The following is a 26,615-nucleotide window of genomic DNA, read 5'->3' on the forward strand; positions in this document are numbered from 1 at the left end:
ATTACTGGCCACTTAGTACCCTCGCCGGATCAATTCGGCTTGCGCGACGCGCCGGATACCAGCTTGCCAGCAGACTCAGTAAAAGTGCTGTAACCAGCACATAAAAAACATCCAGCCAGTGCAGTTCAGACGGCAGGAAGTCAATAAAATAGATATCACCCGACAGGAACTGGTGGCCAATCAGCTTTTCAATCCCGTTGATGATTGGGGTCAGCTGCAGGGAAACCACCACGCCAATCACCACGCCGCACAGGCTGCCGAACAGGCCCGCCAGTAAACCGTACCAGACGAAGATGGCGCGAATAAGGCCGTCTTTCGCCCCGAGGGTACGAAGCACGGCGATGTCTCCGCTCTTATCCTTGACCGCCATCACCAGCGTCGAGACGATATTAAAGCACGCTACACCAATCACCAGCACCATCGCCAGATACATAATGGCGCGGATCATCTGGATATCACGGTACATATACCCGTAAGTGCCGATCCAGCTTTTGATGTAGACATAGTTATTGGTCACGCTGCCCGCATCACGCACAAGTTTGTTGGCGTTAAAGACGTCGTTCACCTTAATGGCAATGCCCGTCACGCTGTCGCCCATGTCGAGATACTGGCGCGCGTCTTCCATCGGCACCATGGCGAAGCTGTGATCGAGCTGCCCGCTCAGCTGAAGAATGCCGGCAACGTGCAGTCGCACGCGCTTAGGCTGCTGCAGTTTGTGGTCGGCGCTGGCGTTCGGGATCATGATCGATACCCAGTCGCCCTGCTTCACCTTCAGCGCATCGGCAACACCTTTGCCCATGATGATCTGCTGCTCGCCAGCCTTAAAGTTGGCCCACGCGCCGTTCTGCACAAATTGCGGCAGCGCGCTGAGACGCTCCTCCTGGGCAGGGTTGACACCTTTCACCTGAATGGCGCGCAGGTTTACCCCGCTCTCCACCAGCCCGGTAAAGTTGATGTAGGGCGCGACCGCGGCAATGCCCGGCACTTTTTCGACTTTTGTGAGCGCATCGCTCCAGTTCGTCCACGGCTGGTTAACCGGCTCGATCTCCCCGTGCGGCACCACCGCAAGAATGCGGTTGTTTAGCTCGCGCTCAAAGCCGTTCATGGCGCTTAAGCCCACGATCAATACCGCCACACCGAGCGCGATACCCACGGTGGAGATCACGGAGATGAGCGACACCATGCCGCCGCGACGGCGACCACGACTAAAACGTAAACCGATGAGTAGCGATAACGGTGACGCCATTACTCTGCTCCCATCAGGGTCAGTTCCGCGTTCAGATGGCCGTCGCGCATCTCAAGCTGGCGACCCATGCGTTTTGCCAGCTGCAGATCGTGGGTCACCACCAGAAACGCGGTGCCCTGCGAGGCGTTCAGCTCGCCCAGAAGCTGGAAAATACTGTCCGCATTGCGCGCATCCAGGTTACCGGTAGGTTCATCCGCCAGTACCAGACGCGGATTGTTCACCAGCGCACGGGCAATCGCCACGCGCTGGCGCTCGCCACCGGAAAGCTCTGAGGGACGGTGGTTCCCGCGATGGCCCAGCCCTACCGCTTTCAGCATGTCGCTGGCGCGGGCGTTAATTTCTGCCGGTTTCTTTTTGCCAATCAGCAGCGGCATCGCCACGTTTTCCAGCGCCGTGAAGTCCGGCAGCAGGTGGTGGAACTGGTAGATAAAGCCCAGCTCGCGGTTACGCAGCTCGGCCTTCGCCGCGGAGGACATCTTGCTCATCGGCTGGCCGGAGAAGATCACGTCACCTTCAGTTGGCGTATCCAGCCCGCCCAGCAGATGCAGCAGCGTACTTTTGCCTGAGCCGGAGCTGCCGACAATCGCCATCATCTCGCCTTCACCCACGCTAAAGCTCACATTGTGCAGCACGTCGGTCTGCACAGTGCCTTCCTGATAGCGTTTGGACAGGTTGTCGCATTGCAACAGGATCTTATTCATAACGTAAAGCCTCAGCGGGTTGAGTGGCGGCAGCGCGCCAGGAAGGATAAAGCGTAGAAAGCAGCGCAATGGCCATCGCGGCCAGCGCAATCCCGACCACCTGCAGCGGCTCGATAGCCACCGGCAGCGCCGCACCATCAAGCAGCGCGCCGATGATCGGCATTAAGTTATTCAGCTGGCTGGCAAGCAGCGCGCCCAGCACGGCACCGAGCAGCGCACCGATGATGCCTGCGCTTGCCCCCTGAACCATAAAGACCGCCATAATCTGGCGCGGCGTGAGCCCCTGGGTTTGCAGAATGGCGACTTCGCCCTGCTTCTCCATCACCATCAGGCCCAGCGAGGTGATGATGTTAAATGCCGCCACGGCGACGATCAGGCTCAGCAGCAGCCCCATCATGTTTTTTTCCATGCGAACGGCCTGGAACAGTTCGCCTTTACGGTCACGCCAGTCCTGCCATTTGGTACCTTCCGGCAGCGTTTGCTGGCTGAGGGTATCGACCTTGAGCGGCTGATCGAGCCACAGGCGCCAGCCGGTAATGTTTCCCGCCGGGTAGCGCATCAGGCGCGACGCATCCTGGATGTTCACCAGCATCTGATAGCCGTCGACTTCGCTGTTGGCGGCAAAGGTACCTATCACGTTGAACAGGCGCTGGCTTGGCAGGCGCCCCATAGGTGTAAACTGGCTGGCAGACGGCACCATCACGCGCAGCTGGTCACCACGGTTGACGCCGAGCTGTCCGGCAAGCTGTTCGCCGAGGATGACATTGTATTTACCGGGCTGCAGATCGGATTGCTTCACGTTAACCAGATACGGCGTCAACGGATCGTTTTGGGCAGGATCAATCCCCAGCATGACGCCGACCGCCACGCTGCGGGCGCTTTGCAACACGACATCGCCGGTGGTTAATGGCGCAACGCGCGTGACACCCTGTAACTTCGCTGCGCTTTCCGGCAGCTGTTGCGGGTTCACGGAACCGTTGGTTGAGGAGAGAACGGCCTGCGGCATCAGCCCCAGGATATTGTTTTGCAGCTCACGCTCAAAGCCATTCATGACGGAAAGCACCGTCACCAGTGCCATCACGCCAAGCGTAATGCCAATAGTCGAAAGCCAGGAGACAAAACGACCGAAGCGGTCCGCGGCGCGCCCACGCATGTAACGTAAGCCTATGAAGAGTGCGACAGGTTGATACATGAAATCCGTCTGTTTGCTGATAGCAGACCCACGAGTATATAAGCGAATCCGTTAAGCGTAAATGACTGAAACCGTAAGCTTTGGTAATCATTTTTCCGAAAAACTCAGATAAATCAGGGTGGTACTTTCGGTTTCTTCTCTGCACACCCTCCACCTTTTCCGAAAAACGTCCCGATACAGACAGTTACCCGTTACATCGCGCTGTCGTTTTAGAACAATTGCCCGTTCGTTTATGGCAAAACAGGTATTGGTTACCGATGAAACAAAAAGCATTATGGATTAATCAGATAAAGGGGTTGTGCATCTGCCTGGTGGTGATTTACCACTCGGTCATCACCTTTTATCCTCATCTCAGCGGGCTGCAGCATCCGCTGTCAGGGCTTCTCGCCAAATGCTGGGTCTATTTTAACCTGTATCTCGCACCGTTCCGCATGCCGGTGTTCTTCTTTATCTCCGGCTTTCTGATCCGCCGATACATTGATGAAGTGGACTGGCGCACCAGCCTCGACAAGCGCATCTGGAGCATCGTCTGGGTGCTGGCGCTATGGGGAATACTGCAGTGGCAGGCGCTGACCCACCTCAATGCCTGGCTCGCACCGGAACGTGAACTGGCAACCTCCTCGAATGCGGCCTACGCTGATTCTGTCTCGGGCTTTATTCTGGGTATGCTCACTGCCAGCACCAGCCTGTGGTATCTGTATGCCCTGGTGGTCTATTTCACCCTGTGCAAACTGCTGAGCCGCTGGAAGCTACCTGTTCTGGGCCTGCTGGCGCTGGCGAGCGTTGCCATTAACTTCCTGCCGCTGCCGTGGTGGGGAATGAACAGCGTCGTGCGTAATATGATCTACTACAGCCTGGGCGCGTGGTACGGTGCCCAGCTTATGGCCTGGATGAAGGGGCTGGAAATAGGTCGCGTCTGGCTGGCGCTGGTCGCGTTCGGAGCGGTATCCGTAGTCCTGTGGTTTGCAAACGTCCCTCTCCCGCTCTCATTGCTGTCGATTGTACTGATCATGAAGCTTTTCTACAGCGTTGAGCAACGTTATGCCGTCCATCCCGGCAACCTACTGAATGTGGTGGGTTCTAATACCATTGCGATTTACACCACGCATCGCATTTTGATAGAGGCTTTTAGCCTGTGCCTGATTGGTGAAATGAATGCCGCGTACTGGCCGGTCTGGGCCGAGTTAACGCTGATTCTGGTCTATCCGTTCGCCAGCCTGCTGGTCTGCACCCTTGTAGGGCTTGGCATACGCAAGATTTCCACCTCTCTCTTTGGCGATCTCTTTTTCTCCCCACCCGCTACGCTCTCCCCATCAACCGCCACCCGTTGATGCCCTCTCCGCCCCCTTTTCGGGGGCGAATTGCCGCCCACACGCTTACGATTTGCTAATGCAAAACGATCGAGGATAATAAAGACATTGCGTATCAGTGATATGCCCCAATACTGTTGGTATATCCATAAGAGACTCTCACATAGCCATGCCTGAACACTATCGCTTTACCTTGCCTGTTAAAGCAGGCGACCAACGCCAGCTGGGCGAACTCACGGGCGCGGCGTGCGCCACGCTGGTGGCAGAAATCGCTGAGCGCCATCCCGGCCCGGTGGTGCTGGTTGCCCCGGATATGCAAAATGCCCTGCGCCTGCATGACGAAATCCGTCAATTTACCGACAGCCTGGTGTCCAGCCTGGCAGACTGGGAAACGCTGCCGTATGACAGCTTCTCCCCGCATCAGGAGATCATCTCTTCACGCCTGTCAACGCTGTATCAGCTTCCGACCATGCAGCGCGGCGTGTTAATTGTGCCGGTCAATACGCTGATGCAGCGCGTCTGCCCGCACAGCTATCTTCACGGCCACGCGCTGGTGATGAAAAAAGGCCAACGCCTGTCACGTGACGCCCTGCGCGCGCAGCTTGACGGTGCCGGTTATCGCCATGTCGATCAGGTGATGGAGCACGGGGAATACGCCACCCGCGGCGCGCTGCTCGATCTTTACCCAATGGGCAGTGACCAGCCGTATCGCCTGGATTTCTTTGATGATGAAATCGACAGCCTGCGCGTGTTCGACGCCGACACGCAGCGCACGCTGGAAGAAGTGGAATCCATCAACCTGCTGCCCGCACATGAATTCCCGACGGACAAAACCGCTATCGAGCTGTTCCGCAGCCAGTGGCGCGACAGGTTCGACGTGAAGCGCGATGCCGAGCACATTTATCAGCAGGTCAGCAGAGGCACGCTGCCTGCCGGGATCGAATACTGGCAGCCCCTGTTCTTCAACGAGCCGCTACCCGCGCTGTTCAGCTATTTCCCGGCGAACACGCTGATTGTCAACACCGGGGATATCGAGGCCAGCGCCAGCCGCTTTGAAAGTGAAACCCGCGCTCGCTTTGAAAACCGTGGCGTGGATCCGATGCGTCCGCTGCTGCCGCCGGAAACGCTTTGGCTGCGCACCGACGAGCTCAACGCCGAACTGAAGCGCTGGCCGCGCATGCAGCTCAGAACCGACTCGCTCGCGGATAAAGCGGCCAATACCAACCTGGCGTTCCAAACGCTGCCTGACCTCTCCGTTCAGGCGCAGCAAAAATCCCCGCTGGATAATCTGCGCAAGTTCCTGGAATCCTTTACCGGGCCGGTGGTGTTCTCCGTTGAGAGCGAAGGTCGTCGCGAAGCGTTAGGCGAACTGCTTGGCCGCATTAAGATCGCGCCAAAGCGTATTTTGCGGCTGGACGACGCCACCGGAACGGGCCGCTATCTGATGATCGGTGCCGCTGAGCATGGGTTTATCGACACGCTCAACAACCTGGCGCTAATTTGCGAAAGCGACCTTCTCGGCGAGCGCGTGGCGCGCCGCCGTCAGGATAGCCGTCGCACCATCAACCCGGACACGCTGATCCGTAACCTGGCCGAACTGCATCCGGGCCAGCCGATTGTTCACCTCGAGCACGGCGTCGGACGCTACCAGGGGATGACCACCCTTGAAGCGGGCGGCATCAAAGGCGAATACCTGATGCTGACCTACGCCAACGACGCCAAACTCTATGTGCCGGTCTCGTCCCTGCACCTGATCAGCCGCTATGCAGGCGGTGCCGAAGATAATGCACCGCTGCACAAGCTGGGCGGCGACGCCTGGGCGCGCGCGCGCCAGAAGGCGGCGGAAAAAGTGCGCGACGTGGCGGCCGAGCTGCTGGACATCTATGCCCAGCGCGCGGCCAAAGAAGGTTATGCGTTTAAGCATGATAAAGAGCAGTATCAGCTGTTCTGCGACAGTTTCCCGTTTGAAACCACGCCGGATCAGGCGCAGGCCATTAACGCGGTGCTGAGCGACATGTGCCAGCCGCTGGCGATGGACCGCTTAGTGTGCGGTGATGTGGGCTTCGGTAAAACTGAAGTCGCCATGCGCGCCGCTTTCCTGGCCGTGGAGAACAACAAGCAGGTGGCGGTGCTGGTTCCCACTACCCTGCTTGCCCAGCAGCACTTCGACAACTTCCGCGACCGCTTTGCCAACTGGCCGGTGCGCATCGAAATGCTTTCACGTTTTCGCAGCGCCAAAGAGCAGACGCAAATTCTGGAACAGGCAAGCGAAGGTAAAATCGATATCCTGATCGGCACCCACAAGCTGCTGCAAAGCGACGTGAAGTGGAAAGATCTGGGGCTGCTGATCGTCGACGAAGAGCACCGCTTCGGGGTGCGCCATAAGGAGCGCATCAAGGCGATGCGTGCCGACGTCGACATCCTGACCCTGACCGCCACGCCTATCCCGCGTACGCTGAATATGGCGATGAGCGGCATGCGCGATCTGTCGATTATCGCCACGCCACCGGCGCGCCGTCTGGCGGTAAAAACCTTTGTCCGCGAGTATGACAATCTGGTGGTGCGCGAAGCGATCCTGCGTGAAGTGCTGCGCGGCGGTCAGGTGTACTACCTCTACAACGACGTGGAAAACATTCAGAAAGCGGCAGACAGGCTGGCGGAGCTGGTGCCGGAAGCGCGTATCGCCATCGGTCACGGACAGATGCGCGAGCGCGAGCTGGAGCGGGTGATGAATGATTTCCACCACCAGCGCTTCAACGTGCTGGTGTGTACCACCATCATTGAAACCGGTATTGATATCCCGACCGCGAACACGATTATTATCGAACGCGCGGATCACTTTGGTCTGGCGCAGCTGCACCAGTTGCGCGGTCGCGTCGGGCGTTCGCACCATCAGGCCTACGCCTGGCTGCTGACGCCGCATCCGAAAGCGATGACCACCGACGCGCAAAAGCGTCTGGAAGCCATCGCCTCACTGGAAGACCTTGGCGCAGGCTTTGCGCTGGCGACACACGATCTCGAGATCCGCGGTGCCGGTGAACTGCTGGGTGAAGACCAGAGCGGCTCGATGGAGACCATCGGCTTCTCGCTCTATATGGAACTGCTGGAAAATGCCGTCGATGCGCTGAAGGCCGGACGCGAGCCGTCGCTGGAAGATTTGACCAGTCAGCAGACCGAGGTGGAATTGCGTATGCCTTCCCTGCTGCCGGATGATTTCATTCCTGATGTGAATACCCGTCTGTCATTCTACAAACGTATCGCCAGCGCGAAAAAAGAAAACGAGCTGGAAGAGATTAAGGTGGAGCTGATCGACCGCTTCGGGCTGCTGCCGGATGCCGCGCGAAATCTGCTGGATATCGCGCGACTCCGTCAGCAGGCGCAAAAGCTGGGCATTCGTAAGCTCGAAGGGAATGAAAAAGGCGGCGTGATTGAGTTCGCGGAAAAAAACCATGTCGATCCGATGTGGTTGATTGGTTTGCTGCAAAAACAGCCGCAGCACTTCCGCCTGGACGGCCCAACGCGTCTGCGTTTTACTCAGGAACTGACAGAACGCAAAACCCGCATGGACTGGGTGCGCAACTTTATGCGCCAGCTTGAAGAGAACGCTATCGCGTAATCTTCTCCCCCGTTAGCGCCTGGCTGACGGGGGAGAATTTACAAACTCTTTGCACTTCACCCGATCTTCCCGACACACCTCTTCGCCATAATTATCATTAACCCTTTATAAAACAATAACCTTATCATTTATAGGGATTGTGATAATGACCGCTTCGCGTTTAACTCGCTGGATCACCCTGCTTGCGCTTGCCGCTACGGTAGCCGTTGCGCTGCCTGCACGCGCAAATACCTGGCCCCTTCCCCCCCCTGGCAGCAACGTTGTCGGGCAAAACCGTTTTCATGTTGTTGAAGATAACGGGGGTTCGCTGGAGGCCATTGCCAAAAAATATAACGTCGGCTTTCTGGCCTTGCTGCAGGCCAACCCCGGTGTCGATCCTTACGTGCCGCGCGCTGGCAGCGTGCTGACGATCCCGCTTCAGACCATTCTTCCTGATGCACCACGACAGGGGATCGTGATTAACCTTGCCGAGCTTCGACTTTACTATTATCCGCCGGGTAAAAAAGAAGTGACCGTTTATCCAATCGGTATCGGCCAGTTGGGCGGCGATACGCTGACGCCAACCATGGTCACTACCGTGTCGGATAAACGTGCTAACCCAACCTGGACACCCACGGCAAATATTCGCGCACGCTATAAAGCTCAGGGTATCGATCTGCCCACCGTCGTGCCGGCGGGCCCGGACAACCCAATGGGTCATCACGCGATCCGCCTCGCGGCATATGGTGGGGTTTATCTGCTGCATGGAACGAATGCGGATTTCGGCATCGGTATGCGCGTCAGCTCCGGCTGTATTCGTCTGCGGGATGACGACATCAAGACGCTCTACAGCGTGATTACGCCGGGCACAAAAGTGAATATTATCAATACACCGATTAAGGCCTCGGAAGAGCCCGGTAGCGTACGGTTGGTCGAAATTCACCAGCCATTATCAAAACACCTCGGTGACGATCCGCAGACGCTGCCCATTCCACTGAATGCCGCGATGGTGGGCTTTAAATCGAATACCAACACCGATAGCCTGGTGATGGAGCGCGCGATGGAAGCCCGGTCAGGAATGCCAATCGACGTCACCCGACATGGCGATGTCACTCCGCAGTCAATGTAAGTACAAAAAAAACGCCCTGCAAATGCAGGGCGTTTTTTATAGCAGTGGCATAAATGAGGGTTTAGCCAGGCTTATTTATAGATAACCGCAGTACCGTGCAGGGTGTTAGGGCCGGTCACTGAGGTGATACGGAACGATTTCGCACCCATCTCATCCGCTTTCTGCGCCAGCTGATCTTCCAGTGAGCCCAGGTTTGTCCCCGCGTTTGCAGAGATGGTACCCACTTTTTGTTGATCAGCAGGAGTAGATTGAACTTCTACAGCGGCGAAGCTTGCGAAAGAGAGTGAGCTAAGTACAGCAGCAGCGATCAGGGTTTTTACGTTTTTCATGATTTTTACCTTTAGGCAGATGAATTGGGCGTCGTAAGTTATTTACTTAACGATCGATAGGTAAATGATAGATGTGATCCAGCTCACACGTCAACATGTTTTTATAACGACCGTTAAATTAATTTTATTTTCGTTAATTTTCATACCTATATGATTAATTTATTTTTAAGCAAACTACGCTGGTCGCGGGATGGGTTTATTTTTATAATGGTCATTCAACAAACCAACTGAGGACCAACGGCAAATGACAACCGAAGTCACGAGTTGCGCAAAGAAAAGCCGTGGCCGACCAAAAGTGTTCGACAGGGATGCGGCGCTCGATAAGGCCATGACACTCTTCTGGCAGCATGGGTACGAAGCGACCTCGCTTTCCGATCTGGTAGAAGCGACCGGCGCCAAGGCACCCACGCTGTATGCGGAATTTACCAATAAAGAGGGGCTGTTCAGGGCAGTGCTGGACAGATACATCTCGCGCTTTGCGGCAAAACACGAAGCGCAGCTTTTTTGCGAAGAGAAAAGCGTTGAGCAGGCGTTGCAGGACTATTTCTGTGCCGTCGCGACCTGCTTTACCAGCAAAGACACACCCGCGGGCTGTTTTATGATCAACACCTCCGCCACGCTTGCTGCGTCGTCTAAAGAGATTGCCAATACGGTGAAATCACGCCATGCCATGCAGGAGGAGACGTTAAGTACGTTTCTGGCCCAGCGGCAGCAGCGCGGTGAAATCCCGGCGCATTGCCGCCCGCAGGAGCTGGCGCAATACCTGAGCTGTATTTTACAGGGCATGTCCATCAGCGCCCGTGAAGGGGCTACGCTGGAAAAACTGCAGAGCATTACGCAAACCACGCTGCGTTTGTGGCCTGAACTGCTTAAACTTTAAGGCAAAAAAAAGCTCCTCAGCCTGAGCGCATGAGGAGCTAAGTTCAGAGAACATCTTTTTTACACTTTGTTGTTCAGTACCAGCTGACCATTGTTGTCCAGTGGGATCTGGGTGCCAGGGTCTTTATCCATGCGGATTTTGCCCTGCTGGTCGCCAATTTTGTAGGTTACGTCATAGCCCAGCATTTTTTCGGACTTGTCATAAACGGTTTTGCAGCGCTGCTGCGTAGTGGTGTACGTGTCGTTGTCCTGCATTGCGCCCTGCACCTGGTTACCGGCATAGCCGCCACCCAGCGCACCCACGACCGTCGCCACATCTTTGCCTCGCCCGCCACCAAACTGATGACCAATCACGCCACCGGCCACGGCACCGAGAACTGAACCGGCAATGCGGTTTTCATCCTGCACCGGACGACGGTGAGTCACGGAGACGTTGCGGCACTCCTGACGAGGGGTTTTCACGGTTTCTTTAATCGGGGTAGCGGAAACGACCTGCGCATACTGCGGGCCACGATCAAGTACGTTGAGACCGGCTACGGCAGCCACACCTAGCGCAGCAGCGACGCCAATCCCTATACCCGCCAACATTGATTTATTCACGGGACTTCCTCCTTTGTTGCTATTGGAAACCATTTTGCAGCAGGGGTCAGCCCTCGCCAATAAGACAAAGGATTAAAAAATGGGCGTCTGGGGGAGATATATCGTGTTTGAGAGAACTCTTAAGCACGCAAAGTGTGATGTACAGCATGAAATGCTAAAAAATCCCTCCGGATGGCCCGGAGGGAGAGAAATATCAGTGCAGCTTCAGTCGAGGGCGGATCACGCGGTTGATTCGGCCGACCAGCATCATCAGACCGGTTTTGAAGTAGCCGTGCAGCGCAATCTGATGCATACGGTAAAGGGAGATATACACGAAGCGTGCAATCCGCCCTTCTACCATCATGGAGCCGCGCATCAGGTTACCCATCAGGCTACCCACGGTAGAGAAGTTAGACAGTGACACCAGCGAACCGTGGTCTTTATAGACATACGATTTCATCGGCTTCCCTTTGTACTGCGCCAGGATGTTGTGCAGCACCAGACTCGCCATCTGGTGAGCGGCCTGAGCGCGCGGCGGCACGAACCCACCTTCAGGGCGCGCGCAGGATGCACAGTCACCAATAGCGAAGATTTCCGGGTCGCGCGTGGTTTGCAGCGTCGGCTCTGTCACCAGTTGGTTAATGCGGTTGGTTTCCAGCCCGCCGATCTCTTTCATGAAATCAGGCGCTTTGATGCCCGCCGCCCAGACCATCAGATCCGCTTTGATATACTCGCCGTCCTTAGTATGCAAGCCGCCTTCGTCAGCGCTGGTCACCATGGTCTGCGTCAGCACCCGCACGCCCAGTTTGGTGAGTTCATTGTGCGCCGCACCGGAAATACGTGGCGGCAGCGCAGGCAGAATGCGTTCACCGGCTTCAACCAGCGTCACGTTCAGCGCTTCGTTAGTCAGCCCTTTATAACCGTAGCTGTGCAGCTGTTTCACCGCGTTGTGCAGCTCCGCAGACAGCTCAACGCCCGTCGCGCCGCCGCCGACAATGGCGATATTGACCTTACCGTTCGCACCCATATTGCTGGTGTACTTCAGGAACAGGTTTAGCATTTCCTGATGGAAACGACGCGCCTGGTGCGGGTTATCGAGGAAGATACAGTGCTCTTTCACGCCCGGTGTGTTGAAGTCGTTAGAGGTACTGCCCAGCGCCATGACCAGCGTGTCATACGCCAGCTTGCGTTCAGGAACAAGCAGTTCGCCTTTTTCATCACGCAGTTCGGCCAGTGTAATGGTTTTGCTTTCACGGTTGATATCCACCACGGATCCCAGCTGGAACTGGAAATGGTGATTGCGCGCATGCGCCAGATAGCTCAGCGCATCGACGCCCTCATCCAGCGAACCGGTCGCCACTTCGTGCAGCAGCGGTTTCCACAGGTGGCTATGGTTGCGATCCACCAGCGTAATTTTGGCTTTTTTGCCGCGACCCAGCTTTTTACCCAGCTGTGTGGCCAGCTCCAGCCCGCCAGCACCACCGCCTACAATCACTATCTTTTTCAATGGCGTAGTCAACGTGACCCCCTCAAATTATTAACCAATTGTTAAGTAAAAGTTATAAAAATAACCCTTAATTAACAACAGGTTACAGCACTGAAACCATTCAGGTGAATTGAGAATAACACGTCAGGCGCATTGGTCATACCAAAATTGATATGCATCAAGTTTTGATGGCTTAAAAGTAGACAATTCTGGACAAAAAGAAACCCGGTCGCAAAGGCGTACCGGGTTTCGGGTGGCAGGCTGTGGCTTAGCCCAGCGTTTTGAAGGCTTTAATGCGCTGCAGATGCGGGGAGATATTCTTGAACTTGTGGGTTTGTTCCTCGTCCCAGACAATTTCATAGTAATGATGCAGCAGTTCTGCCGCCCGGCTGCTGTTCAGTGCCTCATCCTGGCGCGAGAGGATCACTAAACAGCGATCGCGGTTTTTCTCACGGAAGTTACTCACGCACTTGGTGGAAATGTCGACATACTCTTCCGGGCGGTCAATTTTGCCTTCCATGTTCTCGTTCGGGAACAGGTTGGGATTGAACACGACCTGGCGGATGTCGCACAGGAAGCCAATGCGTTCGGCCCAGTAGCCCCCCAGCCCCACGCCGCAGATCAGCGGGCGTTCATCGACGTTGAGCTGTAACATCTTGTCCACTTCCTTAAGCAGATGCTGCATATCATGCTTCGGATGACGCGTGCTGTAACTGATCAGCCGTACATCCGGGTCGATAAACTGCAGCTGCAGCACCTTCTCATGATTACCAGGACTGTTTGAGTCAAAACCGTGTAAATAGATGATCATTGTCTTCTCACCACGCTACGCCTTCCGGGAGGGTTTACAGGCTGGCTTTATGTGCCTGCCAGCGCTCATTCAGTGCTTCAAGCTGGGCGTTGACCGTCTTCCAGCGCGCCGAATCCATCAGCTCCTGACGGCTAAATGAACCTTTATGATACAATTGTGTAACACGCTCTGCTTTGATCGGCGACAGGTTATCCAACACGCTGACGGCCCCTTTACGATTATTGCAGACGAGGATCATATCGCAACCTGCGTCCAGGGATGCCTGCCCGCGCTCCGTGTAGCTGCCCATAATTGCCGCCCCTTCCATCGACAGATCGTCGGAGAAAATCACGCCGTTAAAACCGAGCTCCTGACGAAGCACCGTTTTCAGCCAGTGCGGTGAACCGCTGGCCGGGCGCGGATCGACATCGCTGTAAATCACGTGTGCAGGCATGATGGCATCAAGCTTGTTATCGGTGATAAGCGAACGGAACACCGACATATCTTTGGCACGGATTTCCGCTTCCGGACGCGGATCGCGCGGCGTCTCTTTGTGAGAATCTGCCGTCACTGCGCCATGTCCCGGGAAGTGTTTGCCGGTGGTTTTCATGCCCGCTGCGTGCATGCCGTCGATAAAACGGGTGGCTATTGCCAGCGCAATGCGCGGATCTTCATGGTATGAACGCTCGCCAATCGCCGCGCTGATATGGCCCACATCCAGAACGGGAGCAAAGCTGATGTCGATATCCATCGCAATCATTTCGCTCGCCATCAGCCAGCCAGCATCCTGCGCCAGTTTACCGCCCTCTTCTGTACCCAGCAGCGCAGCAAAAGATTGTGCGGCAGGCAAGCGGGTGAACCCCTCGCGGAAACGCTGCACGCGCCCGCCTTCCTGGTCCACCGCGACCACCAGATGGTTACGCGACGCCGCGCGGATCTGACGAACCAGTTCGCGCAACTGCGCCGGATCGTGGTAGTTGCGGGTAAACAGAATCAGCCCCCCTACCAGCGGATGCGCCAGAATGTCGCGCTCCTCCGCATCCAGCTCAAACCCTTCGACATCCAACATGACTGGACCCACACGAACCTCTCTTATCCTTTAGTTTGTAACTGACGCCAGACGTCATCTGCCAGCGTAATAAAGTGTTTGTCGTTTGATTGCTGATAGCGCATTTCAAACCAGCCCGCCATCAGCATGAATACCCAGGGTCGCCAGCGCCTGACCTGCCGCATAAGCGTCAACGCATCCATCTGCGCTTCACGGGCATAGGCCATTATAAGCTGCTCACGAGAGGCATCATCCGGCATCCAGACCGCCGCCAGCTCCAGCGCCACGTCGCCATCTCCGGCATACTCCCAGTCGATAAGCCTGGCTCCAGCGGGCGTGTGTACAATATTCCCGGCGTGGACGTCCATATGCAACGGCGAAAGCCGTAAGGGTTGCGGTTCCCCTCGCTTTCGCATCCGTTTAAGCTGCGCAAGCCAGAATGGCGTTCGTCTGTCGGGCGAGGCCTGCTGCCAGTATTTTTCCAGCAGCGGTAACAGCGTGACCTGCCATCCCAGGCATGGCTGGCGGTGAAGATGATACAGCATCGCGGCGAGCGCGGGAGTATGCGGAAGCGTGCTTTTGATCTCCCCCGCAAGATACTCTACCGCCATCCAGCCCTGCGTAAAAAAACAGGGCTTCGGCACGAGATCCGCAGGCAAGCGCCTCAGCGTACGAAACTGTCGGCGAAAGTGGGAGGCAGGGGCAGAGAGATCGTGATGCTGTCGCAGCACCAGCCGATGTTCGCCCTGCTCAATGATGCAGCTCGCGCCGCCAAGCCCGGAGTGGGCCTGCGGCGCGATAAGGCGATACTGAGGAAAATAACGCGTCAGAATCTCGTCACGCGTGCAGCTATTGTTGCGTAACGGCACCTTTACCTGACCAGATAATTTCACCTGTCTGAACCAGCATCAGCTGCATCTGCAGCGAAGGCGTGTTCACATTACCGGTGGCGTTAGAATAGAGGACATACTGAGCGCCAACGTTGCGCGCAATGCCTATCGCTTTGCTACGCGAGCCCAGGCTATCCTGCGGCGACAAGCCCAACTGCTGTTTGGCTACTGCCAGCTGCTGTGTCGAGACCAGGGTAAATTTGCCGTTGTTTGCTAACGCATTACGCAGCGTTTCCGTCGCTTCGCCCGCGTTGAGTGAACCATTGGTACGGTTATTAACACTATCCACCAACAGTACGCTTCCCGGCGTCACGCCCTGAGCCTGCAACATTTTGCCCACCATAGGCTGCATTGCGCCATTCCAGTCATAGTGACGCACGCGCGGCGCAGGCTGTGACGTTTGGTCCGGGTGCTCAATTGGGCCAGGCTGCGCCGGAATGGTCGGTACAGAAGGCACCGTTGGCACAGGCTGCGTTGGCTGTGTCGGCTGTTCCGTACCCGGTTTCGCCTCATCCACTGGCGCAGGCTGTTCTGTACGCGTCACACACCCTGCGAGGAAAAGTGCAAACGCACTTAAGAGCACATAACGGCTCATATTTTTAATCAAGGATCACCCCTTACAGATAAAGATAAAGTCTCACCTTATGCGCACCCAAATAGTTAGCGCTGCCATAGAGCGTCACCGACGATCTTGCCGGAATAGTCACGCTACGCGGCGCCTCAAGCGGATGCATTTCAAGACCTCTTACGTCATACCAGTAGAAGCGGTAATGTACCGTCACTGGCTCATGTCTTTCGTTATAGAGCGTAGAGGAAGCAGAAGGTTGGATTTCGCTAATGGTCAGCGAAGGCTGCTCTGCCGTAATGCCTGCAGCAAGGACTGAGGACTCCATCACCAGCGTCTGTTCGTCGCTGACGGGGATCGCAGGACGCGCACTGCACCCTGCTATCACCAGCGTTATCATCAGCGCTGCAATACGCCCTCTTAACATGTCAAAGACCTTTATGTGCCAGCATCGGTCCCAGTGGTCGCCCACCCAGAAGATGCATATGGATATGATAAACTTCCTGACCGCCGTGGCGATTGCAGTTCATGATCAAACGATAGCCGTCTTCAGCGATGCCTTCCTGCTCAGCAATTTTCGCGGCTACCGTTAGCATACGGCCTAACGCCACTTCATGCTCGGTTTTCACATCATTGACGGTAGGAATCAGAATATTTGGAATGATAAGGATATGCGTCGGCGCCTGAGGTGAAATGTCCCGAAAAGCCGTCACCAGCTCATCCTGAAAGACGATATCCGACGGGATTTCGCGGCGGATAATTTTACTGAAAATCGTTTCTTCGGCCATGACCTTTTCCTTTTTTGATTAATCTGGCGTGATGCGTCCGCTATTCACACATATAGTCTTTACGACAGTGTGATACAACGCAAGAGTATGAGCGAGTTTCTCCTGTCCTTTCAACCTTCTCCCTCGATTTCTTTCCCGATCCCTCACCAGCTGGCTGGAGAGTGACCGCCAGACGACATTATTCCTCTGAAACATTATTTCAGTTTCGTCCGAAACATCTGTTTACAGTGCTAATAACAATGCGTATATTTCGCATTTGCATTTTCATGCGCGTTTTTAACCAAGAATACGACGCCAGCCCGGTTAAGGGACTGACGCATACAACCTTCACCATTCACTAAGGGTTTGATGATGTCTTTCATTAATCATACCAGGGATGGGCAACGTCAGCCTGTTGCAACGCCTTCGTTGCTGGCAGCCTGCATTGCTATGGCACTGATGCCAACCGTAAGTTTCGCCGCACCAAACGAGGAAACACTCGTCGTTGACGGTACTTCCCAGCCAGACGCGTCCAGCGAAGAGCAGGACTACAGCGTCAAAACCACCACCATCGGCACCAAAATGCAGATGGTCCAGCGCGATATCCCCCAGTCAGTCTCCATTGTCAGTGAACAACGTATGGAAGATCAGCAGCTGCAAACGCTGGGAGACGTGATGGATAACACGATGGGGATCAGCAAAAACACCGCAGACTCCGATCGCAGCAGCTATTACTCACGTGGTTTCGAGATCGACAACTACATGATTGATGGTATCCCCACCTATTTCGAATCTCGCTGGAACCTCGGGGATGCCCTCTCGGATACCGCCCTGTTTGAGCGCGTGGAAGTGGTGCGTGGGGCGACCGGCTTGATGACGGGCACGGGTAACCCGTCGGCAGCGATCAACATGGTGCGCAAACATGCCACCAGCCGCGAGTTCAAAGGCAATCTGTCTGCGGAATACGGCAGCTGGAACAAACAGCGTTACGTCATGGATCTGCAAAGCCCGTTAACCGACGATGGCAATGTGCGTGGTCGCATCGTGGCAGGCTATCAGGATAATGACTCCTGGCTCGATAACTACAATCAAAAGAAAACGTTCTTCTCCGGCATTCTTGATGCGGACCTGGGCGATACCACCTCATTCTCGGCTGGTTACGAATATCAGCGCATTGACGTGAACAACCAGACCTGGGGCGGCTTACCGCGCTGGAACACGGACGGTAGCGTAAGGCATTACGATCGCGCCCACAGCACCGCGCCAGACTGGGCCTATAACGACAAAGAATTCAACAAAGTTTTCGCCACCTTCAAGCAACGCTTTGCCGACACCTGGCAGGCCACGCTGAATGCCACCCATACCGAGGCCAAATTCGACAGTAAAGCCCTGTACCTTGACGCTTATGTGGACAAATCAACCGGCATGCTGGTTGGGCCTTATTCGAATTATGGACCGGACTACGGCTACATTGGCGGTACGGGCTGGAACAGCGGTAAGCGTAAGGTAGACGCAGTCGATCTGTTTGCCGATGGTGGCTATGACCTGTTTGGCCGCCAGCATACCGTGATGTTCGGCGGCAGCTTCAGTCGTCAAACGAACCGTTACACCAACGCGTGGGCGAACGTATATCCGGACGAATTCGGTAATTTCTACGACTATGATGGCCATTTCCCGGAAACAAACTGGGGATCGCAGGCGCTGGCCCAGGACGACAAAACGAATATGAAATCGCTCTATGCCGCGACGCGCATTTCATTGGCCGATCCTCTGCATTTGATTCTCGGTGCCCGCTATACGAACTGGAGCGTCGACACCATGACTTATGGTATGGAAAAAAACCATACCACGCCGTATGCGGGTCTTGTGTATGACATTGATGATAACTGGTCTGCCTATGCCAGCTATACCTCCATCTTCCAGCCACAGAACTACCGTGACAGCACCGGCAGGTATCTCGACCCAATCACCGGCAACAATTATGAAGTGGGCCTGAAGTCGGACTGGATGAACAGCCGACTGACCACAACGCTCTCTATCTTCCGCATCGAGCAGGATAACGTGGCGCAGAGTACGGGGCGCGTGATTCAGGGGTCAACCGATACCGCTTATGAAGGCGTAGACGGCACAGTAAGTAAAGGCGTTGAATTTGAAATTAACGGCGCGCTGACGGACAACTGGCAAATGACCTTTGGCGCGACGCGCTACCTGGCTGAAGACAGCGACGGTAAAGACGTTAACCCTTATCTACCGCGCACGACGGTTAAACTGTTCACCAGTTACCGTCTGCCAGCGATGCCTGCACTGACCGTGGGTGGCGGTGTTAACTGGCAAAACCGCGTTTACAGCGACGTTGCCACACCTTACGGAACATGGCGTGCGGAACAAGGCAGCTATGCGCTGGTTGATCTCTTCACCCGCTATCAGGTCACGAAGAATTTCTCTCTGCAGGGGAATCTGAACAATCTGTTCGACAAGACTTACGATACCAACGTTCAGGGCTCACTGGTTTATGGTGAACCCCGAAACGTCAGCGTAACGGCAACCTACCAGTTCTGATCGCCCACGTATGAATAAGGGAGCCGAATGGCTCCCTTTTTTTGTTCGCGCTTCTCGCCGGGTGACGATTCGTTTCACGTAGGCCCGGTAAGGCGTAGCCGCCACCGGGCTGAACAGGCCGCACAAATAAAAAAGGCAGCCATTCGGCTGCCTCAGTCTCCCCACATCACAACTTAGTTGTTGCGGATGTACTCATCCATTTCGGTTTTCAGGTTATCGGATTTGGTACCGAAGATTGCCTGAACACCAGAACCTGCAACAACAACGCCTGCTGCGCCCAATTTTTTCAGGCCCGGCTGGTCAACTTTTGCGACATCGGCAACGCTCACACGCAGACGAGTAATACACGCGTCCAGGTTAGTGATGTTCTCTTTACCACCGAACGCGGCTACCAGTGCTGGAGCCATTTCGCTGGTCACGCCTGCTTTGCTGTCTTCAGTTGCATCTTCACGACCTGGAGTTTTCAGGTCCAGTGCTTTGATCAGCACGCGGAAGATGGTGTAGTAAGCAACGGCATAGCACGCACCCACGATTGGGAACAGCCACAGTTTGCTGCTGTTACCGGACAGAACGATGAAGTCGATCAGACCGTGAGAGAAGGACGTACCGTCACGCATACCCAGCAGGATACAGATTGGGAACGCCAGGCCAGCCAGTACAGCATGGATGATGTACAGGATCGGCGCAACGAACATGAAGGAGAACTCGATCGGCTCGGTGATACCGGTCAGGAACGAGGTCAGCGCCGCGGAGATCATGATACCGCCCACTTTTGCACGGTTCTCTGGTTTAGCAGAGTGCCAGATTGCAATCGCAGCAGCCGGCAGACCGTACATTTTGAACAGGAAGCCACCAGACAGTTTGCCTGCAGTTGGGTCGCCTGCCATGTAGCGTGGGATATCGCCGTGGAATACCTGACCTGCTGCGTTGGTGAATTCACCAATCTGCATCTGGAATGGAACGTTCCAGATGTGGTGCAGACCAAATGGTACCAGGCAGCGCTCGATGAAGCCGTAGATACCGAACGCCACAACCGGGTTCTGGTAAGCAGCCCACTGAGAGAACGTCTGAATAGCGGAACCGATTGGTGGCCAGATGAAGGACAGGATCACACCAGTGAAAATCGCTGCCAGACCAGAGATGATCGGAACGAAACGCTTGCCCGCGAAGAAGCCCAGATACTCAGGCAGCTTGATGCGATAGAAGCGGTTAAACATATACGCTGCAATCGCACCGGAGATGATACCGCCCAGAACACCGGTGTCCGCCAGGTGTTTCGCGGCGATCTCTTCAGCCGGTAAATGCAGAACCAGCGGCGCAACCACCGCCATGGTTTTCACCATGATGCCGTAGGCAACCACTGCAGCCAGTGCAGAGACACCGTCGTTATTGGTGAAGCCCAGAGCAACACCGATCGCGAAGATCAGCGGCATGTTAGCAAAAACAGAACCGCCTGCTTCGGCCATCACGTGGGAAACTACGGCTGGCAGCCAGCTGAAGTTAGCAGAACCGACGCCCAGCAGGATACCTGCGATAGGCAGTACGGATACTGGCAGCATCAGCGATTTACCGACCTTTTGCAGGTTAGCAAATGCATTCTTAAACATAATTGAGAGTGCTCCTGAGTATTTGTGCTTTTTTTACGCTTTCACGCATTGGCCCGGGGGGAGTACCGTGCCGTGGACAGGACATCTAAGCGCCCTTTATTTATTACACAGAGTAAAATAATTCCCTCTGGGTTTGTTTGACGGCTATCACGTTTCAGTTCAAGACGGCCAAAAAACTTTCAGATATTTACAAAAAGCATGTCTGGATGTGTCTAAAAACACCATCACCGCCCCAAATGAGGCGGTGAACTTTACTCGCTTTATTTATTAATTACGAGCCTAAAAAAAACAGGTGTATCAGACAGATTGCAGGCGGGCGGGGTCGATGTGGAACAGCGTGGAGAAATTTTCCGTCGTCGCACGAGCCAGCTCTTCAATGCTGACGCCCTTCAGAACGGCCATATACTCAGCCACGTCTCTCGTCATCGCTGGCTGGTTCTCTTTGCCGCGATGCGGCACCGGTGCCAGATACGGCGAGTCTGTTTCCACCAGAATGCGATCGAGCGGAACATAACGCGCAGCATCACGCAGCTGCTCAGCATTACGGAACGTTACGATCCCCGAAAACGAGATATAAAACCCCAAATCAAGCAGCTTGCCCGCCGTTTCTCTGTCTTCTGTGAAACAGTGTAGTACGCCACCGCAATCCGTCACCTTTTCTTCCCGCAGGATCGCCAGCGTATCGGCGCGCGCATCGCGGGTATGCACAATGACGGGTTTGTTCAGCTCGCGGCCAATGCGGATATGGTGACGGAAGGACGCCTGCTGGCGTGGTTTAGTTTCCGGCGTGTAAAAATAGTCAAGCCCGGTCTCCCCCATTGCCACCACGCCCTCTTCTGCCGCCAGACGACGTAAATCTTCTACGTCATACGCGTCATCCTGGTTCAGTGGATGAACGCCGCAGGAGAAGACGACGTTATCGCGAACGCCCACCAGCTCACGCATGGAGCGGTAGCCCGGCAGCGTGGTTGCTACCGCAAGGCAGAATTTCACATCGCGGGCAGCGGCTTTTTCCAGCACGTCATCGACGTTTTTATGCAGAGATTGATAATCCAGACCATCAAGATGGCAGTGTGAGTCGACTAAAAACATAATGTCTCTCTCAGAGATGGGAAACAGGCGGTATCACGCCTGGTTGCAGGTAGTGTTCGATTCGCAGTAACTGGTCGGTCAGTAAAAGCTCGCGATTAAGACCGGTTACTGTCAAAAGTTGTTCGCGACTCTGGCAAACATCATGAAGGATAGCGCGCAACGAGACGCCCGACAGGCGATTCGCAAGAGTGTTCACCAGCGACCAGACGTCAAGGTTGGTCAGAAGCGTTGCCCCCTGTTGAAGTTTGAGCGCATCCAGCAGTAAAGCGGCCAGCCAGTGCAGCCGATCGGTCGCCTGATCGCTGTTCAGGGCAGGCAGCAAACTCAACCAGTCGCCGCTATCCAGCGCGGATTCGACGGCACGACACAGCGTTTCACGCTGCGACCAGACATCCGCCTGAAGCAACGCCAGAGCCGCCGCTGGCGCGCCGCTGCACAGCCGCAGCGCAGTCAGTGCCGCATCTTGTGACACCGTCACTTCACGTTCAATCCAGGTGAGCGCCCATGCTTCCTGAGGGACTGCGAGGTGGTGAAGACGGCAGCGACTGCGCAGCGTCGCCAGTAATCGTCCCGGTTCACGACATGACAGGAAGAACCAGGTTTTCTCCGGTGGCTCTTCCAGGGTTTTGAGCAGCGCGTTCGCCGCCGCCTCGGTAAGCTGCGCGGCATCTTTCAGCCAGACCACTTTGGCCCCGTTAAGCCGCGCGTGTTCATACAGTTTTTCACTGACTTCACGCACGGCGTCAATCCCGAGCGTGCTTTTGCCCTTTTCAGGCTCCAGCGTGTAATAGTCCGGATGTGTGCCCGCCTGCATCAGCTGGCAGCCACGGCATTTACCGCAGCTTTTATGCCCTTCCGGCTGCTGACACATCAGGAAACGGGTGATAGCGTAAATGAGCGCATCATCGCCCATTCCTGGCAATGCCTGAATCAGTAACGCATGATGGCCCCGCCCCGCCTGATAGCTGTTGATCAACTGTTCAAAGTGCGGGCGCAACCATGGATACCATTTCATGCCTGTTGCTCCTGGTGCCACTGCGCGACCGTCTTCTGAATTGCGCGCGTCACCTCGTCCAGAGACTGTGTTGCATCAATAGTGCGAATGGAAGCATCCTGCTCCGCCAGTTCAAGGTAGCGCGCTCGGGTACGGTTGAAGAAGTCAAAAGACTCTTGCTCGATGCGGTCCAGTTCACCGCGCGCGCGGGCACGCTTCAGGCCGACTTCGGGCGTCACGTCCAGATAGAGCGTCAGGTCGGGACGGAAATCACCGAGCACGGCGTCGCGCAGCGTTGCTAACATCGTCTGGTCAATCCCCCGACCACCGCCCTGATACGCCTGGGTCGACAAGTCATGACGATCGCCAATCACCCATTTCCCTTCTGCCAGTGCAGGTTTGATCACCGTTTCTACCAGCTGCACGCGCGCCGCGTAGAACATCAACACTTCGGCTTTGTCAGTGATGACCTCGTCGCCAACGGATTTGATATCCAGCACAAGGCTACGCAGCTTTTCAGCCAGCTGCGTACCGCCTGGTTCACGGGTAAACACCATGTCCGCAACGCCAAGCGCTTTTAGCGTATCAACCACCACGTTGCGGGCGGTGGTTTTACCCGCCCCTTCGAGTCCCTCAATGACAATGTATTTACTGCGCATTTTTTTCCTTAAGTGCCTTAAGATAGTCCTGAACAGAGCGATTATGGCTGGCAAGGTTGGTATTAAAGGTATGCCCCCCTTTTCCGTCAGCCACAAAATAGAGGTACGGTGTTTTGGCCGGGTGCGCCGCGGCTCGTAATGAGGCTTCACTCGGCGTCGCAATCGGGCCTGGAGGCAGGCCTGCGATCACGTAGGTATTATACGCTGTTGGCGTCTCCAGATCTTTTCTGGATATCTTGCCGCTATAACTCTCGCCCATACCGTAGATGACGGTGGGATCGGTTTGCAGACGCATGCCGATGCGCAGACGGTTGATAAATACGGAAGCGACCTGATCGCGCTCTGCCGCAACGGCAGTCTCTTTTTCAATGATCGAGGCCATGGTGACGAACTGGTTTTGATCCTTATAGGGCAGGCCATCTACACGCCCTTCCCACGCTGACTCCACCGCCGCGACCATTTTTTTATGTGCGCGTTTCAGAATAGCAACGTCGGTTGTGCCCGCCGTGTACATCCAGGTATCCGGCCAGAGCCAGCCTTCCACCCACTCAGGATGCTCGAATTTCAGCACCTCAGCGACCGTCTGATAGCTGTCGTCTTTTAACGTGTGTTTGATATAGGGTGCGTCACGCAGCTGTTTGAGGTAATCGCTTAAACGCATCCCCTCAACAAACCGCAGCGGGAACTGGGCCTCTTTGCCGCTCTCCAGCACCTGCAACATCTGCCTGACGGTCATACCTGGGGTAAAGCGGTACGTACCGGCTTTGAAGTGAGACAGTTCAGGCTCAAGGCGCAGTAACCACTGGAAGACGCGCGGGCGGTTAATAACCTTATCCCCGTAAAGCTGCTCACCCAGCGCAATGCGCCCGGTACCGGCTTTAAGGGTAAAAATCGTCTCGTCTTTAATCAGGATTTTACTGTCCGCCAGCTGACGGACTTTCCACACTCCCGCGCCGCCAGCAATACCCAGCACAACGATGAGGAGGAGAACAAAGCGCAACATTTTCTTCATGACTATCTGGTTTGCTCACATAACGGGGCTAAAAACTGAAACAGTTCGCGCGATGACCAGACCTGTTGGCCATAGGCGCGGACGGGTAAAACAGGCATCAACGCGTTACAAACAATAACTTCATCAGCGGTCAGTAGCGCCTCTTCCCTTTCGCTAACTTCGACAACGCGAAAACCCGAGTGTGCCAACTGTTGCAAACAAAACTGACGCATAATGCCCTTCACCCCAGCCTGCTCCAGTGAAGGTGTGAAGACATCACGGCCCTTCCGCCAGAGTAAATTAGCCGCACAGCATTCCGTAATGAACCCTTCGCTGTCAAGAACCAGCGCCTCATCAGCGTCCGTCTGTTCAAGATGAGTACGAATCAGCACCTGTTCAAGGCGATTGAGGTGTTTAATTCCGGCCAGCATGGGGTTGCGGCCCAGTCGTATCGGGCTCAGCGTCAGCGTGACGCCGTCTTTGCGCCAGCTTTCATAATGTGCGGGATAAGCGGATACGGAGAGTATGCGCGTGGGGTTCTCACAGCTGGCCCCGCTATAACCCCGCCCTCCGCTGCCGCGACTGATGATGACTTTCAGCACACCACTGCTCTTCTCTGACACCAGCTGGCTCATCTCACGTCGCAGCGTGCCCCAGTGCTGAAAGGGGATCATTAAGGTTTCGCAGGCCGTTTGCAGACGGCGGATATGCGCGTCGAGCAGGCATACTTGCCCGTCAATAATTCTCGCCGTCGTAAAGCAGCCATCACCAAACTGCGTTGCTCTGTCGCTGGCAGGCAGATTCTCCTGCTCAAGGCCATTGATCAAAAACATGATGTCTCCTGATGCGTGGGGGTTCAGTCTGGCAGGATGTCTTTAACCGGACAAGGGGATTACGCTTAATAAAAAAGGCCCGACAAGCGGACCTCTTTTAATAGCCATCGTGCAGTCAGGCTCAGACCTTTTTGAAGATCAGAGAGCCGTTAGTACCACCGAAGCCGAAGGAGTTACACAGGGTGTACTCCATACCGCTAACCTGACGCGCTTCGTGAGGAACGAAGTCCAGATCGCAACCTTCATCCGGGTTATCCAGGTTGATGGTTGGCGGAACAGCCTGATCGCGCAGCGCAAGGATGGAGTAGATTGACTCTACTGCACCCGCCGCACCTAACAGGTGACCGGTCATGGATTTCGTGGAGCTCACCATTACGCGGCTGGCAGATTCACCGAAGATAGACTTAACCGCCTGTGCTTCAGCTTTATCGCCTGCAGGCGTAGAAGTACCGTGCGCGTTAACGTAGCCAATCTGTGCTGGGGTAATACCCGCATCACGAATCGCATTTTCCATCGCCAGCGCAGCACCCGCACCGTTCTCCGGAGGAGACGTCATGTGGTAAGCATCACTGCTCATGCCGAAACCAACGATTTCAGCATAAATTTTCGCACCGCGTTTTTTCGCGTGCTCGTACTCTTCCAGTACGATCATACCCGCACCGTCGCCCAGCACGAAGCCGTCACGGTCTTTATCCCACGGACGGCTCGCCGCCTGCGGGTTATCATTACGGGTAGACAGCGCTCGCGCCGCACCAAAACCGCCGACACCCAGTGGGGTACTGGCTTTTTCAGCACCGCCCGCAACCATAGCATCTGCATCGCCGTACGCAATGATGCGCGCGGCCTGGCCGATGTTATGTACGCCGGACGTACATGCGGTAGCGATGGAAATGCTTGGCCCACGCAGACCGAACATAATGGTCAGGTGACCTGCCACCATGTTAACAATCGTGGACGGAACGAAGAACGGGCTGATCTTACGCGGTCCGCCATTCATCAGAGATGTATGGTTTTCCTCGATCAGGCCAAGACCGCCGATCCCGGAGCCAATAGCGGCGCCGATACGGGATGCGTTCTCTTCCGTAATCTCAAGGCCAGAATCCTGCATGGCCTGAACGCCAGCGACAATTCCATATTGAATGAAGGCATCCATCTTGCGCTGTTCTTTGCGCGAGATGATCTCTTCACAGTTAAAATCCTTTACTAAGCCAGCAAATTTCGTTGCATAGGCGCTAGTATCGAAATGGTCGATTAGGCTGATGCCGCTCTGACCGGCAAGGAGAGCTTTCCAGGTGGACTCTACGGTATTGCCGACAGGAGACAACATGCCAAGTCCGGTCACAACTACACGACGCTTAGACACGTTTGTCCTCC

The 26,615-nt window shown here is 55.3% G+C and carries 24 protein-coding genes; 5 read left to right on the forward strand and 19 right to left on the reverse strand.

Going from position 1 to position 26,615, the window contains the following annotated elements:
- Position 1 precedes the first annotated feature (1 nt).
- From lolE to lolC, 3 genes are read right to left on the reverse strand one after another with little or no spacing between them, the layout of a single operon-like run.
- Positions 2-1,246: a lipoprotein-releasing ABC transporter permease subunit LolE gene (gene lolE, locus AC2T6E_RS04585; protein ID WP_486690701.1), complete on the reverse strand. Its 1,245-nt coding sequence runs from the start codon at positions 1,244-1,246 to the stop codon at positions 2-4.
- Positions 1,246-1,947 (reverse strand): lipoprotein-releasing ABC transporter ATP-binding protein LolD, encoded by a 702-nt coding sequence (gene lolD, locus AC2T6E_RS04590; protein ID WP_010429765.1) that lies wholly within the window; start codon positions 1,945-1,947, stop codon positions 1,246-1,248. The genes lolE and lolD overlap by 1 nt, the downstream gene beginning before the upstream one ends.
- Entirely contained in the window at positions 1,940-3,139 is a 1,200-nt protein-coding gene (gene lolC / locus AC2T6E_RS04595; protein ID WP_089599895.1) for a lipoprotein-releasing ABC transporter permease subunit LolC, read from the reverse strand. Before lolC ends, lolD begins: the two co-directional genes overlap by 8 nt.
- Before the next feature lie 257 nt (positions 3,140-3,396).
- Here lolC and AC2T6E_RS04600 point away from each other — a divergent pair, with 257 nt between their 5' ends.
- From AC2T6E_RS04600 to ldtC, 3 genes are all read left to right on the forward strand, one after another.
- Complete coding sequence (locus AC2T6E_RS04600) at positions 3,397-4,470, forward strand: acyltransferase family protein (protein ID WP_486690704.1); 1,074 nt, start codon at positions 3,397-3,399, stop codon at positions 4,468-4,470.
- Between the two features lie 148 nt (positions 4,471-4,618).
- Positions 4,619-8,065, forward strand: coding sequence for a transcription-repair coupling factor (gene mfd / locus AC2T6E_RS04605; protein WP_486690706.1), 3,447 nt, complete (start codon positions 4,619-4,621; stop codon positions 8,063-8,065).
- A gap of 142 nt (positions 8,066-8,207) precedes the next feature.
- Positions 8,208-9,173 (forward strand): L,D-transpeptidase LdtC, encoded by a 966-nt coding sequence (gene ldtC, locus AC2T6E_RS04610; protein ID WP_316466835.1) that lies wholly within the window; start codon positions 8,208-8,210, stop codon positions 9,171-9,173.
- A 71-nt stretch (positions 9,174-9,244) separates the two neighbouring features.
- On the opposite strand, the gene bhsA is transcribed toward ldtC, so the two are convergent.
- Positions 9,245-9,502 (reverse strand): multiple stress resistance protein BhsA, encoded by a 258-nt coding sequence (bhsA, locus tag AC2T6E_RS04615; RefSeq protein ID WP_006174713.1) that lies wholly within the window; start codon positions 9,500-9,502, stop codon positions 9,245-9,247.
- Between the two features lie 244 nt (positions 9,503-9,746).
- Between bhsA and comR the strand changes: the two genes are divergently transcribed.
- Positions 9,747-10,382: a TetR family copper-responsive transcriptional repressor ComR gene (comR, locus tag AC2T6E_RS04620; RefSeq protein ID WP_010429744.1), complete on the forward strand. Its 636-nt coding sequence runs from the start codon at positions 9,747-9,749 to the stop codon at positions 10,380-10,382.
- 59 nt (positions 10,383-10,441) lie between these two features.
- Here the strand turns inward: comR and AC2T6E_RS04625 are convergent, their stop codons facing one another.
- From AC2T6E_RS04625 to hinT, 8 genes are all read right to left on the reverse strand, one after another.
- A complete protein-coding gene (locus AC2T6E_RS04625; RefSeq protein ID WP_029485037.1) occupies positions 10,442-10,981 on the reverse strand; it encodes a glycine zipper 2TM domain-containing protein in 540 nt (179 codons plus the stop codon).
- Between the two features lie 193 nt (positions 10,982-11,174).
- Positions 11,175-12,479 (reverse strand): NAD(P)/FAD-dependent oxidoreductase, encoded by a 1,305-nt coding sequence (locus tag AC2T6E_RS04630; RefSeq protein WP_089599891.1) that lies wholly within the window; start codon positions 12,477-12,479, stop codon positions 11,175-11,177.
- Positions 12,480-12,714: 235 nt separating this feature from the next.
- Positions 12,715-13,257 carry an alpha/beta hydrolase YcfP gene (gene ycfP / locus AC2T6E_RS04635; protein WP_148399567.1) on the reverse strand — a complete coding sequence of 181 codons (543 nt, stop codon included), beginning with the start codon at positions 13,255-13,257 and terminating at the stop codon, positions 12,715-12,717.
- A 34-nt stretch (positions 13,258-13,291) separates the two neighbouring features.
- Positions 13,292-14,317, reverse strand: a complete 1,026-nt coding sequence (nagZ, locus tag AC2T6E_RS04640; RefSeq protein WP_454539263.1) for a beta-N-acetylhexosaminidase — start codon at positions 14,315-14,317, stop codon at positions 13,292-13,294.
- Between the two features lie 11 nt (positions 14,318-14,328).
- Positions 14,329-15,153 (reverse strand): thiamine kinase, encoded by an 825-nt coding sequence (gene thiK / locus AC2T6E_RS04645; protein WP_214605240.1) that lies wholly within the window; start codon positions 15,151-15,153, stop codon positions 14,329-14,331.
- Positions 15,134-15,781, reverse strand: coding sequence for a penicillin-binding protein activator LpoB (lpoB, locus tag AC2T6E_RS04650; RefSeq protein ID WP_089599887.1), 648 nt, complete (start codon positions 15,779-15,781; stop codon positions 15,134-15,136). Before lpoB ends, thiK begins: the two co-directional genes overlap by 20 nt.
- A gap of 10 nt (positions 15,782-15,791) precedes the next feature.
- Positions 15,792-16,166 carry a YcfL family putative periplasmic lipoprotein gene (locus AC2T6E_RS04655; RefSeq protein WP_010429726.1) on the reverse strand — a complete coding sequence of 125 codons (375 nt, stop codon included), beginning with the start codon at positions 16,164-16,166 and terminating at the stop codon, positions 15,792-15,794.
- A gap of 1 nt (position 16,167) precedes the next feature.
- Positions 16,168-16,527: a purine nucleoside phosphoramidase gene (gene hinT, locus AC2T6E_RS04660; RefSeq protein ID WP_010429724.1), complete on the reverse strand. Its 360-nt coding sequence runs from the start codon at positions 16,525-16,527 to the stop codon at positions 16,168-16,170.
- Positions 16,528-16,878: 351 nt separating this feature from the next.
- Here hinT and fhuE point away from each other — a divergent pair, with 351 nt between their 5' ends.
- On the forward strand, positions 16,879-19,065 hold the full coding sequence (gene fhuE / locus AC2T6E_RS04665; RefSeq protein ID WP_486690712.1) for a ferric-rhodotorulic acid/ferric-coprogen receptor FhuE: 2,187 nt from the start codon (positions 16,879-16,881) through the stop codon (positions 19,063-19,065).
- A 173-nt stretch (positions 19,066-19,238) separates the two neighbouring features.
- Here the strand turns inward: fhuE and ptsG are convergent, their stop codons facing one another.
- The 7 genes from ptsG to fabF form a co-directional block, all read right to left on the reverse strand.
- Positions 19,239-20,672: a PTS glucose transporter subunit IIBC gene (gene ptsG, locus AC2T6E_RS04670; protein WP_010429721.1), complete on the reverse strand. Its 1,434-nt coding sequence runs from the start codon at positions 20,670-20,672 to the stop codon at positions 19,239-19,241.
- Between the two features lie 297 nt (positions 20,673-20,969).
- Positions 20,970-21,764, reverse strand: coding sequence for a metal-dependent hydrolase (locus AC2T6E_RS04675; RefSeq protein WP_108418030.1), 795 nt, complete (start codon positions 21,762-21,764; stop codon positions 20,970-20,972).
- Positions 21,765-21,774: 10 nt separating this feature from the next.
- Positions 21,775-22,779: a DNA polymerase III subunit delta' gene (gene holB / locus AC2T6E_RS04680; RefSeq protein ID WP_316466761.1), complete on the reverse strand. Its 1,005-nt coding sequence runs from the start codon at positions 22,777-22,779 to the stop codon at positions 21,775-21,777.
- Positions 22,776-23,417 (reverse strand): dTMP kinase, encoded by a 642-nt coding sequence (tmk, locus tag AC2T6E_RS04685; protein WP_100167036.1) that lies wholly within the window; start codon positions 23,415-23,417, stop codon positions 22,776-22,778. Before tmk ends, holB begins: the two co-directional genes overlap by 4 nt.
- Entirely contained in the window at positions 23,407-24,429 is a 1,023-nt protein-coding gene (gene yceG, locus AC2T6E_RS04690) for a cell division protein YceG (RefSeq protein ID WP_486690716.1), read from the reverse strand. The genes tmk and yceG overlap by 11 nt, the downstream gene beginning before the upstream one ends.
- A 2-nt stretch (positions 24,430-24,431) precedes the next feature.
- Positions 24,432-25,241: an aminodeoxychorismate lyase gene (gene pabC, locus AC2T6E_RS04695; RefSeq protein ID WP_427353533.1), complete on the reverse strand. Its 810-nt coding sequence runs from the start codon at positions 25,239-25,241 to the stop codon at positions 24,432-24,434.
- 121 nt (positions 25,242-25,362) lie between these two features.
- The gene (gene fabF / locus AC2T6E_RS04700) at positions 25,363-26,604 is read right to left on the reverse strand and encodes a beta-ketoacyl-ACP synthase II (RefSeq protein WP_010429707.1); all 1,242 of its coding nucleotides are present in this window, start codon (positions 26,602-26,604) and stop codon (positions 25,363-25,365) included.
- Between the last annotated feature and the right edge of the window lie 11 nt (positions 26,605-26,615).

It is taken from the genome of Enterobacter sp. B79-1 (assembly GCF_057444735.1).